Raw genomic sequence first — 15,723 nt, 5'->3', positions numbered from 1 at the left:
AACGTGAATATACTCCCGCGTCATGGGATTCGCGGAACTCTCCATCACCTCCAACTTCACCTTCCTCACCGGTGGCTCGCACCCCGAGGAACACGCGCGCCGCGCCGCGCTGCTGGGCCTGTCGGCCTTTGCCATCGCCGACGTCAATTCAGTGGCGGGGGTGGTCCGCGCCTGGTCCGAGCTGAAGAAGATCGCCGAGGAGATCGCCGATGCCGAGGCCGCCCGCGCCGACCCCGTCGGCCCGCCGAAGCCCGCGCATCTGCCCGATCCGCCCCGCGCCCCCATCGACCACGTGCCGCGGCTGTTGCCCGGCGCCTGCCTTGTCCTGCGGGACGGCATGGCGATCACCGCCCTGCCGCGCGACCGGACCGGCTGGGCCAGCCTGTGCCGCCTTTTGTCCACCGGGCGGCTCAGGACGAGAAAGGGCGACTGCGACCTGGCGCTCGACGATGTGCTGGCCCGCGCGGAGGGGCTGGAGCTCTTGCTCCACGCGCCCGACCGCCCCGCGCCCGGCTGGCTGGCCGGGGCCGAGCGACTGGTCGCGGCGCTGCGCCCGCAACTGCACCTCCTGATGGCGCCGGCCTATGACGGGCAGGACGCCGCCCGCCTGACCCGCGCCGCCCGGCTGGCGGACCGGCTGGGCCTGCCCACCGTCGCCTCGGCCCGGCCGATCATGCACCACGGCTCGCGCCGGCGGCTGACCGACATCCTGACCTGCATCCGCGAGGGGCTGCGCATCGAGGAGCTGGGCACCGCCGCGCAGGCCAATGCCGAACAGCGCCTGCGGTCGGAGGCCGAGATGCGGCGCATCTTCCGCGGGCATGAAGACGCCGTGGACCGGGCGGATGAGATCGCGGCACGGCTGGCTTTCGACATCCGGTCCTTGCGTTACGAATACCCCTCCGAGATCGCCGACGGCGAAACCGCCGCCGCCCGGCTGAAACGGCTGGCGCAGGCGGGGCTGCACTGGCGCTACCCGCAGGGCATCCCCGAGCGCGCGCAAAACCAGCTCGACCACGAGCTGCGCCTGATCGGCAAGCTCGGCTACGAGCCCTATTTCCTCACCGTCCACGACATCGTCGCCTTCGCCCGTTCCCGCGACATCCTGTGCCAGGGGCGCGGGTCGGCGGCGAACTCGATCACCTGCTATGCCCTGGGCGTCACCTCCGTCAGCCCCGAGATCGGGACGATGGTGTTCGAACGCTTCGTCTCGGAGGCGCGGAACGAGCCGCCCGACATCGACGTCGATTTCGAGCACGAGCGGCGGGAAGAGGTGATCCAGCACATCTACGAACGCTACGGCCGCCACCGGGCCGGCCTTTGCGCCACCGTCATCCACTACCGCGGCAAGCGCGCCGTGCGCGAGGTGGGCCGCGCGATGGGCCTGTCCGAGGACGTGCTGTCGGCGCTGTCCTCCCAGATCTGGGGGTCATGGTCGAAACACGGGCCCGAGATCGACCGAATGCGCGAGATCGGCCTCGACCCCGACAGCCCGCGGCTGAAGCAAACCATCGCGCTCATCGAGGAGATCATCGGCTTTCCCCGGCACCTGAGCCAGCATGTCGGCGGCTTCGTCATCACCGAAGGCAGGCTGGACGAGCTGGTGCCGATCGAGAACGCCACGATGGAGGACCGCACCGTCATCTGCTGGGACAAGGACGACATCGACGCGCTGGGGATCCTCAAGGTCGATATCCTCGCGCTGGGGATGCTGTCCTGCATCCGCAAGGCCTTTGGGCTGCTGCGCCTGCATCACCAGACCGACTACAACCTCGCCACCCTGCCGCCCGAGGACCCCGCGGTCTACGACATGATGTGCCGGGCCGACACGCTGGGCGTGTTCCAGGTCGAATCCCGCGCGCAGATGAATTTCCTGCCGCGGATGCGCCCGCGCTGCTTCTACGACCTGGTGATCCAGGTCGCGATCATCCGCCCCGGGCCGATCCAGGGCGACATGGTGCACCCCTTCATCCGGCGCCGGAACGGGGAGGAGCCGGTCAGCTTCCCCTCGGACGAGCTCGGCCGGGTGCTGGGCAAGACGCTGGGGGTGCCGCTGTTCCAGGAACAGGCGATGCAGATCGCCATCACCGGCGCGGGCTTCACCCCCGACGAGGCCGACCGCCTGCGCCGGTCGCTTGCCACCTTCAAGAAGCACGGGTCGGTCAGTGAGTTCCGCACCCGCTTCCTGCGCGGGATGCGCGCCAACGGCTACGACGACGCCTTTGCCGAGCGCTGTTTCAGCCAGATCGAGGGCTTCGGCAGCTACGGCTTTCCCGAAAGCCACGCCGCCAGCTTTGCCCTGCTGGTCTACGCCTCGGCCTGGCTGAAACGCCACCATCCCGGCATCTTCGCCTGCGCGCTGCTGAACTCCCAGCCGATGGGCTTCTACGCGCCGGCCCAGATCGTGCGCGACGCCCGCGAGCACGGGGTCGAGGTGCGGCCCGTCTGCGTGAACCGCAGCCACTGGGACAACGTGATGGAACGCACCGAGACCGGCGCGCTGGCGCTGCGGCTGGGGTTCCGCCAGATCCGCGCGATGCGGGAGGAGGAGGCCGACTGGCTGACGGCGGCCCGCGGCAACGGCTACACGGCGGTCGAGGACGTGTGGCGCCGCGCGGGGCTGGACGCGCGGACCCTGACGATCCTGGCCGAAGCGGACGCCTTCGCCGCCCTCGGCATCCCCCGGCGCGACGCGCTCTGGGCCGCCCGCGCGCTGGCGCCCAAGGGGGAACTGCCGCTGTTCTCGGGCGATCTGGATGGCGAGGGGATCGTGGAACCGGCGGTGCACCTGCCCGCCATGAACGAGGGCGAGGCGGTGGTGGAGGACTACGTGGCGCTGCGCCTCACGCTCCGCACCCACCCGGTGGCGCTGATCCGCGACCGGCTGAGCCCGGGGATCGACCGGCGGTGGCTGACAAGGAGTAATTTATTTCAAGAGCAACGCGATAAACGGGCAAAGAAGGTTCCTGAAACCAGCATCAGTGCCTGATCATGCCTGCGAAACCTACAAATCAGGTCCTTCTCCCGACTAGGCAGAACAAAGGGACCAGCGCGCTCCCCATCCATCTCGGTTGTCAGTTCATCGCGCCAAGCTCGACGATATCGATACGTTTCACAAATCCATGAAAAAAGACTTCCGCCACCTTTCACAAACAGTCCAATTCTCAGCCAAGCCTCACCAAGTGCCTGATCTCCGTCGCCCAAAACAACTACTGAGCGCTTTTCAGTGCTAGATAGGACAATAAAGCGCGGACGTTCCTTAAACAGGGGATGAACATCGAAGTAGTGAGGCTGTTGGCCTACCGCATGCGCAGCTTCGTTAAACGCAAAGGTTAATTCATACTTTCCGTAAGCCCAGAAAGGCCAAGGAAAATCAAACCTAAGCTCTCTATTGCTCTCGGAAACAACATCACTCGCCATAAAGATGGTCCACGAAACTAAAGCCCGTACCGGTCCCGTTTCTCGCCCACCTGGCCCATCACGCGCACCAGCTCCTGGCTGATGCCGGGCTCCGACAGGGCGTGGCCGGCCGCCTTGATCATGTGCAGCCGCCCCGCGGGCCAGCCGGCCAGCAGCTTGTGCGCCGACAGGGGCGGGCAGATCATGTCGTAGCGCCCCTGCACGATGGTGCCGGGCACCTGCGCGATGCGGTAGAGGTCGCGCAGGATCTGGCCGTCCTCCTCGAGGAAGCCCTTGTTCAGGAAATAGTGGTTCTCCAGCCGGGCGAAGGCGCGGGCGTATTCCGCCGGGCTCTCGCCGCCGCCGCCGTCGCTGTCCATCGAGGCCAGCGCGTTCTCCCAGGCGGCCCAGGCGCGGGCATAGCGCGTCTCGACCATCAGGTCGCCCGAGAACAGGCGCCGGTTGTAGGCCGCGATCAGGTCGCCGCGCTCCTCCTCGGGGATCAGCGCGCAGAAGCGGCCCCACTGGTCGGGCCAGAACTGCCCCGCCCCGCCGCCGTAGAACCAGTCGAGCTCGCGCTGCATCGACAGGAACACGCCGCGCAGCGCCAGGTAGGCCACCCGGTCGGGGTGCGTCTCTGCGTAGATCAGCCCCAGCGTCGCGCCCCAGCTGCCGCCGAACACCGCCCAGCGCTCGATGCCGAGCGTGTTGCGGATGCGCTCGATGTCGGCCACCAGGTGCCAGGTGGTATTCGCCCGCACGTTGGCATGGGGCCGCGACCGCCCGCAGCCGCGCTGGTCGAACAGGACGATCCGCCACTGCGCCGGGTCGAAGTAGCGCCGCATCGCGGGGCTGCAGCCCCCGCCCGGCCCGCCATGCAGCACCACGACCGCCGCGCCGTCGGGGTTGCCGCACTGTTCCACGTACAGGTGGTGCCCGTCGCCAACGTCCAGCATCCGCTGGTCGAAAGGGTCGATCGGCGGGAACAGGTGCGCGGCTGCGCGCTTTTGGCCGGAGAACTTGTCCATGCCGCTCCTATATAGACCGCAAGACGCGGCCTGCACGGCTGCACAGTGACAGAATGCGAGGGGATATGCCATGGCACAGGTCAATCTTACCGTCGACGCGGGCGAGATCGCCAAGTTCGAGGCGATGGCGGCCGAGTGGTGGAATCCCAACGGCAAGTTCAAGCCGCTGCACATGCTGAACCCCACCCGGCTCGACTACATCACCCGCCAGATCGCCGCCGAATTCGGCCGCGACCTCACCGCGCCGAGACCGTTCGAGGGCCTGCGCCTGCTCGACATCGGCTGCGGCGGCGGCCTCCTGTCCGAGCCGATGGCGCGGCTGGGCGCCGAGGTCGTGGGCGCCGACGCCGCCCCCCGCAACATCCCGGTGGCCCAGATCCATGCCGCGCAGTCGGGGCTGACCATCGACTACCGCCACACCACCGCCGAGGCGCTGGCCGAGGCGGGCGAACAGTTCGACGTGGTGCTGAACATGGAGGTGGTCGAGCACGTGTCCGACCCGCAGGCCTACCTGACCGCCTGCCAACAGCTCCTTAAACCGGGCGGGCTGATGATCTGCTCCACCATCAACCGCAACCCGAAAAGCTACCTGATGGCGATCATCGGGGCGGAATACGTGATGCGCTGGCTGCCCAAGGGCACCCATGAGTGGGCCAAGTTCATCACCCCCGACGAGCTCTACGGCCTGATCCGCACCGCCGGGCTGGAGCCGGTGGACCGCAAGGGCTTCGTGTTCAACAAGCTGACCTGGACCTGGTCGATCTCGGACCGGGACCTGTCGGTGAACTACGTCACCGCCTCGGTCAAGCGGGCCTGAGCCGGGGCCGGGCGCTGCACCCGCGGCGGCGCCTCAGCCCTCGTTCTCCAGCCGCAGCCGCATCTCGCGGATCACCGGCAGGGCCGCGCGCACCCGGTCGGCGCCGATCTCGCGCACCGTGTCCGACAGGATCGGCGCGATCGCCGACAGCGCGGCCTCGCGCGCGCGCCGGCCCGCGGGGCTGATCGACACCATCTTGCGGCGGGCGTCGTCCCAGTCGGGGCGGACATGGATGTAGCCCGCCCATTCCAGCCGGTTCAGCGTGTTGGTCATCGCCCCCCGCGTCACGTGGAACACCCGCGCCAGCTGCGCCGGGGTCTTTTCCTCGGTCGCCGAGGCGAGGTGGTTCAGCACCGAAAAATGGCTCAGTTCCATGCCCTTGGGCAGCGCACGGCTCAGCCGGTTCCGGGCCAGATGGTCGGCCATGAACATCTCGCTGAAGAGCGCGACGGAAAGCGGATCCTCGGGGGCTGCCATGCCGGGCAGTAGGACACCCCCGGCCCGCGCAGGGCAAGGGGCGAAGGGTCGCAAGCCGTTCAGACCGTGGTCAAAAGCGGGTCGAGCTTGCCGGCCCGGTCGAGCGCGGCCATGTCGTCGTAGCCGCCGACATGGGTCGGGCCGATGAAGATCTGGGGCACGGTGTGGCGGCCGTTCGCGCGCGCCATCATTTCCTGCCGCTTGGCCGGGTCGCGGGCGACGTCGTATTCGGTGTAGGTCACGCCCTTGTCGGCCAGCAGGCGCTTGGCCGCGTGGCAGTAGCCGCAGAGGGGCGAGGTGTAGATTTCGACGGTCGGCATCGGGCGGGTCCTCATCTGTCGCGCAGGACGCAGACTTAGACATCGCGCGCCACCCGCGCCAGTGCCATCACGCAAACCTCATCTGCGCCCGCCGCATGGCAGGCCTGCGCCGCCGCGGAAAAGGTCGCGCCCGAGGTCATCACGTCGTCGACCAGCAGCACCCGCCGCCCCTTGAGCACCGCGCCGCGCCGCGGGTGCGCCCGGATCGCCGCGTCGACGTTGCGGAACCGCCCCTCGCGGTCGCGGCCATCCTGGTTCCCGGTGGAGCGCGGCCGGATCAGGGCGTCGGGCGCCCAGTCGCAGCCCGACGCCTCGGCCAGCGCGCGCGCCAGGAGCGCCGCCTGGTTGAACCGTCGGGTGGCCAGCCGCCTCCAGTGCAGCGGCACCGGCACGATCAGGGGCCGCGCCGCCAGCAGGTCGGCCCCCGCCCGCGCCATCCAGGGGCCCGCCGCGCGCGCCACCTCGGCGCGGTCGCCGTGCTTGAGGCCCAGCACCAGCGACCGCCCGTTGCCCGCGTAGTGCAGCACCGCCCGGCCATGGGCCCAGGGCCGTGCGACGCCATGACACTCCTCGCAGATCAGCCGCTCGGCCCCCGCGCTCTGCCCCGGCAGGCCGACCCCGCAAAGGTCGCAGGCCGCCCCGAAGATGAAGGGGGTTTCGCCCCAGCACGCCCCGCAGAGGCCGAACTCGCTTTCCACCCGCGCGCCGCAGCACAGGCATTCGGGGGGAAACACCGCGCGGACCAATGTTTGCAATCTCATCCCCGTCCCCTAAGTAGCCCCGGGTCAGCGACAGGACAGGCGACCCCGTGCCCCAAGCCAGCCCACAGCCCCGCCTCGTGGACCCCGACCGCCTTGCGCGGGCCCGGTCGCGCGCCCGGCTGGACGACGCCGGCTTCCTGCACGACGAGGCGAAGGCCGAGCTTCAGGAAAGGCTGATCGACGTTAACAGAAGGTTTACGTCCCCCGCCGTGGTGACGCCCTTTCCCGCCGCCTGGGCCGATCTGGTCCCCGGCGCGAAGATGGTCGCGCCCGACGAGGTGCTGGACCTGTCGCCCGGCGCCCATGACCTTGTCGTCCACGCGATGGCGCTGCACTGGGCCGACGACCCGGTGGGGCAGGTCGTGCAATGCCGCCGCGCGCTCTGCCCCGACGGGCTGTTCCTGTCGGTGGCCTTCGGCGGCGAGACGCTGGCGGAACTCCGCGCAGCGCTGGCCGAGGCCGAGACCGAGGTCGCGGGCGGCCTGTCCCCCCGCGTCGCGCCGATGGCCGAGATCCGCGACATGGGCGCGCTCCTGCAACGCGCCGGCCTGTCGCTGCCCGTGGCCGACCGGCTGCCGAAAACCGTGACCTATGCCAACGCCTTCGCGCTCATGGCCGACCTGCGCGCCATGGGCGAGACCAACGCGCTTGACGCCCGCCACCGCGCGCCCGCGACGCGGCGGCTGTTCCTGCGCATGGCCGAGATCTACGCCGCGCGGTTCCCCGCCGCCGACGACCCCGCCCGCATCCGCGCCACGTTCGAGATGATCTTCCTCTCGGGCTGGGCCCCGCACGAGAGCCAGCAAAAACCCCTCCGCCCCGGCAGCGCCGCGGCGCGGCTGGCGGACGCGCTGGGTACCAAGGAATTTGACGAGACCGCCCGTCCGGTCCTACACCCGTCCGACGATTGAGGCCGCCAAAGATGAACATGATGTCCGAGACGACCGCCGCCACGCCCGCGACCGACCTGCCCTACGCGCCCGCCGATCACCCCAGGGTGAAGTTCGGCAAGGTCGGCATCCTGCTGGCCAACCTCGGCACCCCGGATCACTACAGCTACTGGCCGATGCGGCGGTACCTGAACGAGTTCCTGTCGGACCGGCGGGTCATCGACTACAGCCCGTGGATCTGGCAGCCGCTGCTGCAACTCATCATCCTGACCAAGCGGCCGTTCTCGTCGGGCGCGAACTACAAGTCGATCTGGAACGAGGAGCTGAACGAAAGCCCGCTGATGACCATCACCAAGGCGCAGACGCGCCTGATGGCCGAGCGCATGGCCGACCGCTACGGCGACGACGTGATCGTCGATTTCTGCATGCGCTATGGCAACCCCTCGACCAAGTCCAAGGTCGACGAGCTGGTCGCCAAGGGCTGCACCAAGATCCTGTTCTTCCCGCTGTATCCGCAATACGCCGGCGCCACCTCGGCCACGGCCTGCGACCAGTTCTTCCGCAGCCTCGAGAACATCAAGTGGCAGCCGATCGTGCGTACGGTCGAGCCCTACTACGAGAACCCGCTCTACATCGAGGCGCTGGCCCAGTCGGTCGAGCGCGCCTATGCGGGGCTGGAGAACCGGCCGGACGTGCTGGTGGCCAGCTACCACGGCGTGCCCAAGCGCTACCTGATGGAAGGCGACCCCTACCATTGCCAGTGCCAGAAGACGACGCGCCTGCTGCGCGAGCGGCTGGGCTGGGACAAGACCGAGATCGTGACCACCTTCCAGAGCCGCTTCGGGCCCGAGGAATGGCTGAAGCCCTACACGGTGGAGGAGGTCGCCCGGCTGGCCGAGCAGGGCAAGAAGCGCATCGCCGTGGTCGCCCCCGCGTTTTCCGCCGACTGCATCGAGACCCTCGAGGAGATCAACGAGGAGATCAAGGAAAGCTTCGAGGACGCCGGCGGCGAGGAATTCACCTACATCCCCTGCCTGAACGACGACGCGGCGCACATCGACGCGCTGGCCGCGGTGGTCGAACAGAACCTGAAGGGCTGGCTGGACTGAGGCGTCAGGCGGCGATGTTGGCGGGGCGGCCGGTGTAGACCAGGTCGCCCACGCGGACGGTCACGGTGCCGTTCGCATTCCGCTTCACGAAGAGACCCTGAACGGACACGCAGGTGCCCAGAATGATGGTCGCCAGCACAGCCACATCCCCCGATTGGACCGATGAGGGGAAGATAGCCGTTCCGCTTCCGAAATCACGCAGAAAAGATGCGCAACGGCCGTTTTGTCGCTCAAATGTCGTGCAAACTTTTAACAATCCCGCGCGCGCGGGTTCAGAGCCAGTCGCGCAGGATCGGAATCAGCGGGATGTCGGCCGGCGGCATCGGGTAGTCGCGCAACTCGCCGGCCCGCGCCCAGGCGAGTCGCTGCCCCTCCTTCGCCTGCGGAATGCCCTCCCACTTGCGGCAGGCGAACAGCGGCATCAGCAGGTGGAAATCGTCGTAGCTGTGGCTGGCGAAGGTCAGCGGCGCGAGGCAGGAGGCCCAGGTGCCGATGCCCAGCTCCTCGTGCAGTTCGCGGATCAGCGCCTGTTCGGGCGTCTCGCCGGGTTCGACCTTGCCGCCGGGAAACTCCCAGAGGCCGGCCATGGATTTCCCCTCGGGCCGCTGCGCCAGAAGCACCCGGCCGTCGCGGTCGATGAGCGCGACGGCCGACACGAGAATGACCTTCAAGACCGGTAATCCGCGTTGATGTCGATGTAGGCGTGGGTCAGGTCGCAGGTCCAGACGGTCGCCGCGCCGCGGCCGAGGCCGAGGTCGACGCCGATCACCAGCTCCTGCCCCTTCATGTAGGCGGCGCAGGCCGCCTCGGAGTAGCTCTCCGAGCGCCAGCCCTTTTCCGCCACCACGAGGTCGCCGAAGCGGATGGTCAGCGTGTCCCTGTCGGCGGCCGCGCCCGACTTGCCCACCGCCATGACGATGCGGCCCCAGTTCGGGTCCTCGCCGGCGATGGCGGTCTTGACCAGCGGCGAATTGGCGATGGCGCGGGCCACGCGATCCGCGTCGCGGGCCGTCTTGGCGCCGGTCACCTGCACCTCGACCAGCTTGGTCGCGCCCTCGCCGTCGCGCACGATCTGCAACGCAAGGTCCTGCATCACCGCGCCCAGCGCCGCGGCGAAGGCCCGGCCCTCGGCCGACCGCGCCGATGCGATCGGCGCGTGGTTCGCCCGGCCGGTCGCGGCCAGCAGCACGGTGTCCGAGGTCGAGGTGTCGCTGTCCACCGTCACCGCGTTGAAGCTGCGCTTCGTCGCCGCCGACAGCATCGCCTGCAGCGCGTCCTGCGTGACGGCGGCATCGGTGAAGATGTAGCCCAGCATCGTCGCCATGTCGGGCGCGATCATGCCCGAGCCCTTGGCGAAGCCCGCGATCCTGACCGGCTTGCCGCCGATCTCCAGCTCGGCCACCGCCCCCTTGGGGAAGGTGTCGGTGGTCATGATGGCGCGCGCCGCGACCGCGGCCTTGGCCTCGTCCAACCCGTCGGCCAGCACCGGCAGGATCGCGGTGATCTTTTCCGCCGGCAGCGGCTCGCCGATCACGCCGGTGGACGAGGTGAACACATGCGTCGCCGGGATCTTGAGCGCCGCCGCCGCCGCCTCGCAGATGACCGCGACGTCCGCGGCGCCGCGCGACCCGGTGAAGGTGTTGGCGTTGCCCGAGTTCACCACGATGGCGAACCCCTTCTTCGACTTGCCCGGCAACGCGGCTAGCTTGGCCTGCCCGTCCAGCACCGCGGCCGACCGGGTGGCCGACCGGGTGAAGACACCGGCCATCGTGGCGCCGGCCGAGATCTCGGCCAGCATCACGTCGGTGCGGTTCTGGTAACGCACCCCCGCCTCGCCGGCGGCGAAGCGGACGCCGGCGATCACCGGCAGGTCGGGGAAGGACGCGGGCGCAAGCGGCGAGACCTTCAGCGGCGCCTTGCCCGCGGGCTTGGCGGCCTTGGCCTTCTTGCCCTTCTTGTCCTTGTCCTTGGACTTCTTCTTCTTCTCGTCCTTCGCCATCACCGTGCTTCCCCTGACGATCGCCTCAATCGGCGAGCAGATCCAAGTTCCGGATGACCGACGGGTCAACCTGAATCTCGGGCCGCTCGACCGTGGCCGCGGCCGTCAGCTCCTGGATCGCGGCATCGACGCGGGCGCGGCGCAGGCCGTCCTCCAGCTCGGCGCGGACCTGGTCGAGGCCCGGGGGCTCCTGCTCGCGGGTGTCGTTCAGGACCACGACATGCCAGCCGAACTGCGTCTGCACCGGCGCCGACACCTCGCCGACCTCCAGCGCAAAGACCGCCGCCTCGAAATCCGGCACCATCATGCCCGCGGTGAACCAGCCCAGCTGCCCGCCGTTGGGGCCCGACGGCCCGATCGAGCGTTCCTGCGCCAGTTCCGCGAAATCGGCGCCCTCGGCCAGCTCGGCGATGACGGCCTGCGCCTCTTCCTCGGTTTCCAGCAGGATGTGGCTGGCGTTGTATTCCGTGATCGGCCCCAGGCTGCCGTACTGGGCGTCGTATTCCGCCTGCAGGTCCTCGTCGGAGACCGGCGCCATGCCGACCTCGTCCAGCAGCATCGCGGCCAGGAAGGCGCGGCGCTCGTTCTCCAGGCCCAGCCGCTCGCGGGTGCCGATGTCGCCCTCGGCGACCGAGGCCAGCACCTCCTGCTGCACCAGCTGCTCCAGCAGCCCGTCCAGCAGCACGTTGTCCGGCAGTTCCTGGTATTGCGGCGGCAGCATCTGCACCATGGCGATGACGTGGCCCAGCGTGATCTCGGTGCCGTTCACCGTGGCCAGCACGGTCGCGGCGGTCACGTCCTCCTGCGCCGTGGCGGGCATGGCGAGCAGGGCCGACAGAGCGACCCCGGCGAGATACTTCTTCATGGATGCGTCCTTTTTCCTCTGGCGCGGGTGGTCCTGCCCGCGTTGACACGGTTTGGGCGGCCCCTTATGTCGCTTGACGGATCGCATCGGGGCCCTGGCCTGCTGCCGCGTTGATAGACCGCCAAGAGGGGCCGAACAACCCGGATGCCCCACACGATCGGTTGAGAGTCCCAGGCCCGCGCGATGCTCCGCGCAAGGGGGCCACCACAAAAAGGCGCTTCACATGCTCGGATTGGGTACGCTGGCGAAAAAGGTCTTCGGCAGTCCGAACGACCGCAAGGTCAAGGCGGTCCGGCCCCTCGTCGCCCAGATCAACGCCCTCGAGCCCGAGTACAAGGCCAAGTCCGACACCGAGATCGTCGCCAAGACGGCCGAGCTGCGCGCCCGGGTCCAGAACGGCGAGACGCTCGACGCGCTGCTGCCCGAAGCCTTCGCCAACTGCCGCGAGGCCGCCCGGCGCGCGCTGGGCCTGCGCGCCCACGACGTGCAGCTGATCGGCGGCATCTTCCTGCACCAGGGCAACATCGCCGAGATGAAGACCGGCGAGGGCAAGACGCTGGTGGCGACCTTCCCGGCCTACCTGAACGCGCTGACCGGCAAGGGCGTGCACATCGTCACGGTGAACGACTACCTGGCCAAGCGCGACGCCGACTGGATGGGCAAGGTCTACACCGCGCTGGGCCTGACCACCGGCGTGGTCTACCCGCGCCAGCCCGACGACGAGAAGCGGCGGGCCTACGCCGCCGACATCACCTACGCCACCAACAACGAGCTCGGCTTCGACTACCTGCGCGACAACATGCGCGCGAGCCTCGAGGAAATGGCGCAGCGCGGGCACAACTTCGCCATCGTCGACGAGGTCGACAGTATCCTGATCGACGAGGCGCGGACGCCGCTCATCATCTCGGGCCCGACGCAGGACCGCTCCGAGCTCTACATCGCCATCGACCGCGTGATCCCCGGGATCACCGACGAGCATTTCACCCTCGACGAGAAGGCGCGCAACGCGACCTTCACCGATGAGGGCAACGATTTCCTCGAGGATCGCCTGCACGAGATGGGCCTGCTGCCCGAGGGGCAGAGCCTCTACGACCCGGAATCCACCACCATCGTCCACCACGTGACCAACGCGCTGCGCGCCCACAAGCTGTTCCACAAGGACCAGCAGTACATCGTGCGCTCGGGCGAGGTGGTGCTGGTCGACGAGTTCACCGGCCGCATGATGCCGGGCCGCCGCCTGTCGGACGGTCTTCACCAGGCCATCGAGGCCAAGGAGGGCTGCAAGATCCAGCCCGAGAACGTGACGCTGGCGTCCGTCACCTTCCAGAACTACTTCCGCCTCTACGCCAAGCTGTCCGGCATGACCGGCACCGCGGCCACCGAGGCCGAGGAATTCATGGCGATCTATGGCCTCGGCGTGGTCGAGATCCCCACCAACCTGCCAGTCGCGCGGATCGACGAGGACGACCAGGTCTACCGCACCGGCAAGGAAAAATACGAGGCCATCGTGGCCGCCATCCGCGAGGCGCATGAAAAGGGCCAGCCGGTGCTGGTCGGCACCACGTCGATCGAGAAATCCGAGATGCTGGGCCGGATGCTGGAAAAGGCCAAGCTGCCCCACAACATCCTGAACGCGCGCCAGCACGAGCAGGAGGCGCAGATCGTCGCCGACGCCGGCAAGCTGGGCGCCGTGACCATCGCCACGAACATGGCCGGCCGCGGCACCGACATCAAGCTGGGCGGCAACGTCGAGTTCAAGATCATGGAGGCCATCGCCGCGGACCCCGAGGGCGACCACGCCGCGATCCGCGCCCGGATCGAGGAAGAACACAAGGCCGACGAGGAAAAGGTCAAGCAGGCCGGCGGCCTCTACGTGCTGGCCACCGAACGCCACGAAAGCCGCCGCATCGACAACCAGCTGCGCGGCCGCTCGGGCCGGCAGGGCGACCCGGGGCGGTCGTCCTTCTTCCTGTCGCTGGAAGACGACCTGATGCGCATCTTCGGGTCGGAGAAGCTCGACAAGATGCTGTCCACGCTGGGGATGAAGGAAGGCGAGGCCATCGTGCACCCCTGGGTGAACAAGAGCCTCGAGCGCGCGCAGGCCAAGGTCGAGGGGCGCAACTTCGACATCCGCAAGCAGCTGCTCAAGTTCGACGACGTGATGAACGACCAGCGCAAGGTGATCTTCGAGCAGCGCCGCGAGGTCATGGGCGCCGAGGACATCGCCGAGGTCGCCCGCGACATGCGCCACCAGGTCATCGAGGACCTGGTCGACACCTACATGCCGCCGAAATCCTACGCCGACCAGTGGGAGATCGAGGCGATGGACAAGGCCGTGCGCGAGACGCTGGGCGTCGCCGTGCCGCTGGCCGACTGGGCCGCCGAGGACGGCGTCGACCAGGAGGTCGTGCGCGAACGGCTGGAAACGGCCGCCGACGAATACATGGCCTCCAAGGCGGCGCAGTTCGGCGCCGACCAGATGCGGTCGATCGAGAAGCAGGTGCTCCTGCAGACCATCGACCAGAAATGGCGCGACCACCTGCTGACGCTGGAACACCTGCGCTCGGTCGTGGGCTTCCGCGGCTACGCCCAGCGCGACCCGCTTAACGAGTACAAGACCGAGGCGTTCCAGCTGTTCGAGTCGATGCTGGACGGGCTGCGCACCGACGTGACCTCCAAGCTGGCGCGCATCCAGCCGCTGACGCAGGAGCAGCAGGAGCAGCTGATCCGCCAGCTGCAGGCGCAGCAGCAGGCCGCCCAGCGCCAGGCCGACCTCGCCACCGAGGCCGCCGAGACCGCGGTCGAGACCCCCGGCGAGCGCCGCGAGGGCTTCGACGAGAGCGACCCGGCCACCTGGGGCAACCCGGGCCGGAACGACGCCTGCCCCTGCGGCTCGGGCAAGAAGTTCAAGCACTGCCACGGCCGCCTCGCATGACCTGACGGACAATCCGCCGAAACCGCGCGGATTGTCCCCAAGACTGCCCGATTTCTCCGCGCTTTCGCCCCATTCGGCGCGCAGGCTCATCGCGTCCCGACAGATGCGAGGCCGAAAGCCATGCCCGTTCGCCAGACCATTCTCCGCGCCAGCGCGCTGGCCGTCCTCGCCGGATCGGGGCTGGCCGCCGCGCTCAACATGGGGCTGATCGGGGCCGCATCGCGCCCCGCCGCCCCGGCACAGGTGGCCCAGCCCGCGCCGGACCAGCCGCCGGCCGCGCCCGCCCTGCCGCTGACGGCAGACACTGCCGGCGTGCGGCTGCCCGCCTCGGCCCCGATGCCGCCGGCCCTGCCGGTCGCCGCCGGCGCGCCGGTGCCCGCCCCCTTGCCCGACGCGGCGCCGCAGGCCGCGCCCGCGACCGACATCGCCCGCAGCCCCCTGGGCCTGCCCTGCGGCCTCGAGGTCGCCGGCACGGCGATGCCCGGCGCCATGGTGGCGCTCGACGTGATGGACCCCTGCCGCCCCGGCATGCGGGTCGAGGTCGAACACGCCGGCTTGACCTTCGCCGCCGCGACCGACGCCATGGGCCTGCTCACGCTCGACGTGCCCGCGCTTGAGGCCCCCGCCATCTTTACCGTGCGCCTCGCCGACGAAACCCTCGGCATGGCGCTGGTGCCGGTGCCCGACCTCGGCGGCATCGGCCGCGTCGCCGTCGCCTGGGAGGAGGACCGCGCGATCGAACTGCACGCCTTCGAGAACGACGCCGCCTTCGGCGCCCCCGGCCATGTCTGGCAGGACGCCCCCGGCGACGTGACCCTGGTGACGGCCGGCACCGGCGGCGTGCTGACCCGCCTCGGCGACCCAACGGTGGAGGCCCCGCGCATCGCACAGGTCTACACCTACCCCGTCGCCGTCGCCGGCGCGCTGGCGCTCTCGGTCGACATCCCCGTCACCTCGGCCAGCTGCGGCCAGCCGGTCCGCGCCCAGAGCCTGCGGCTCCGCGACGGCGCGGTCGAGACGCAGGAGATCCGCCTCACCCTGCCCGGCTGCGACGCGGTCGGCGACTATCTGGTGTTGCAAAATCTCTTCGACGACCTGAGACTCGCCGGCAACTGAAGCCCCG

The 15,723-nt window shown here is 69.2% G+C and carries 15 protein-coding genes; 6 read left to right on the top strand and 9 right to left on the bottom strand.

Going from position 1 to position 15,723, the window contains the following annotated elements; all coding sequences use genetic code 11:
* Positions 1–22: 22 nt before the first annotated feature.
* Positions 23–2,989, top strand: coding sequence for an error-prone DNA polymerase (locus tag HCU73_RS11400; RefSeq protein WP_168623581.1), 2,967 nt, complete (start codon positions 23–25; stop codon positions 2,987–2,989).
* Here HCU73_RS11400 and HCU73_RS11395 read toward each other — a convergent pair.
* Positions 2,932–3,420 (bottom strand): hypothetical protein, encoded by a 489-nt coding sequence (locus tag HCU73_RS11395; RefSeq protein WP_168623580.1) that lies wholly within the window; start codon positions 3,418–3,420, stop codon positions 2,932–2,934. The two genes, HCU73_RS11400 and HCU73_RS11395, sit on opposite strands and share 58 nt — an antisense overlap.
* A gap of 17 nt (positions 3,421–3,437) precedes the next feature.
* Positions 3,438–4,427 (bottom strand): prolyl aminopeptidase, encoded by a 990-nt coding sequence (gene pip, locus HCU73_RS11390; RefSeq protein WP_168623579.1) that lies wholly within the window; start codon positions 4,425–4,427, stop codon positions 3,438–3,440.
* Positions 4,428–4,497: 70 nt separating this feature from the next.
* Between pip and ubiG the strand changes: the two genes are divergently transcribed.
* A complete protein-coding gene (gene ubiG / locus HCU73_RS11385; RefSeq protein ID WP_168623578.1) occupies positions 4,498–5,244 on the top strand; it encodes a bifunctional 2-polyprenyl-6-hydroxyphenol methylase/3-demethylubiquinol 3-O-methyltransferase UbiG in 747 nt (248 codons plus the stop codon).
* Between the two features lie 33 nt (positions 5,245–5,277).
* Here the strand turns inward: ubiG and HCU73_RS11380 are convergent, their stop codons facing one another.
* From HCU73_RS11380 to HCU73_RS11370, 3 genes are read right to left on the bottom strand one after another with little or no spacing between them, the layout of a single operon-like run.
* A complete protein-coding gene (locus tag HCU73_RS11380; protein ID WP_168623577.1) occupies positions 5,278–5,721 on the bottom strand; it encodes a MarR family winged helix-turn-helix transcriptional regulator in 444 nt (147 codons plus the stop codon).
* Between the two features lie 59 nt (positions 5,722–5,780).
* Positions 5,781–6,041 carry a glutaredoxin 3 gene (gene grxC / locus HCU73_RS11375; RefSeq protein ID WP_168623576.1) on the bottom strand — a complete coding sequence of 87 codons (261 nt, stop codon included), beginning with the start codon at positions 6,039–6,041 and terminating at the stop codon, positions 5,781–5,783.
* Positions 6,042–6,076: 35 nt separating this feature from the next.
* Positions 6,077–6,802 (bottom strand): double zinc ribbon domain-containing protein, encoded by a 726-nt coding sequence (locus tag HCU73_RS11370; protein WP_168623575.1) that lies wholly within the window; start codon positions 6,800–6,802, stop codon positions 6,077–6,079.
* A 47-nt stretch (positions 6,803–6,849) separates the two neighbouring features.
* Between HCU73_RS11370 and HCU73_RS11365 the strand changes: the two genes are divergently transcribed.
* Positions 6,850–7,713, top strand: coding sequence for a methyltransferase domain-containing protein (locus HCU73_RS11365; RefSeq protein ID WP_168623574.1), 864 nt, complete (start codon positions 6,850–6,852; stop codon positions 7,711–7,713).
* Between the two features lie 20 nt (positions 7,714–7,733).
* Positions 7,734–8,801 (top strand): ferrochelatase, encoded by a 1,068-nt coding sequence (hemH, locus tag HCU73_RS11360; RefSeq protein WP_420853582.1) that lies wholly within the window; start codon positions 7,734–7,736, stop codon positions 8,799–8,801.
* A 4-nt stretch (positions 8,802–8,805) separates the two neighbouring features.
* Here hemH and HCU73_RS18840 read toward each other — a convergent pair whose 3' ends face one another.
* The 4 genes from HCU73_RS18840 to HCU73_RS11345 all read right to left on the bottom strand — a co-directional run bounded on the left by HCU73_RS18840 (position 8,806) and on the right by HCU73_RS11345 (position 11,665).
* Positions 8,806–8,940 (bottom strand): hypothetical protein, encoded by a 135-nt coding sequence (locus HCU73_RS18840; protein WP_275403034.1) that lies wholly within the window; start codon positions 8,938–8,940, stop codon positions 8,806–8,808.
* A 133-nt stretch (positions 8,941–9,073) separates the two neighbouring features.
* Positions 9,074–9,472, bottom strand: coding sequence for an 8-oxo-dGTP diphosphatase MutT (gene mutT / locus HCU73_RS11355; protein WP_168623572.1), 399 nt, complete (start codon positions 9,470–9,472; stop codon positions 9,074–9,076).
* Complete coding sequence (argJ, locus tag HCU73_RS11350; RefSeq protein ID WP_168623571.1) at positions 9,469–10,800, bottom strand: bifunctional glutamate N-acetyltransferase/amino-acid acetyltransferase ArgJ; 1,332 nt, start codon at positions 10,798–10,800, stop codon at positions 9,469–9,471. The genes mutT and argJ overlap by 4 nt, the downstream gene beginning before the upstream one ends.
* A gap of 25 nt (positions 10,801–10,825) precedes the next feature.
* Complete coding sequence (locus HCU73_RS11345; protein ID WP_168623570.1) at positions 10,826–11,665, bottom strand: peptidylprolyl isomerase; 840 nt, start codon at positions 11,663–11,665, stop codon at positions 10,826–10,828.
* Positions 11,666–11,888: 223 nt separating this feature from the next.
* On the opposite strand from HCU73_RS11345, the gene secA reads away from it, so the two are divergent.
* Positions 11,889–14,600, top strand: coding sequence for a preprotein translocase subunit SecA (secA, locus tag HCU73_RS11340; protein ID WP_168623569.1), 2,712 nt, complete (start codon positions 11,889–11,891; stop codon positions 14,598–14,600).
* Between the two features lie 120 nt (positions 14,601–14,720).
* Complete coding sequence (locus tag HCU73_RS11335) at positions 14,721–15,716, top strand: hypothetical protein (RefSeq protein WP_168623568.1); 996 nt, start codon at positions 14,721–14,723, stop codon at positions 15,714–15,716.
* The last annotated feature ends 7 nt before the right edge of the window (positions 15,717–15,723 follow it).

The sequence above is a fragment of the Roseicyclus persicicus genome (assembly GCF_012395815.1).
GTDB classification, from domain to species: Bacteria; Pseudomonadota; Alphaproteobacteria; order Rhodobacterales; family Rhodobacteraceae; genus Roseicyclus; species Roseicyclus persicicus.
Note: the sequence above shows the minus strand (reverse complement) of the source record. Positions and strands in the feature narration are given on the sequence as shown.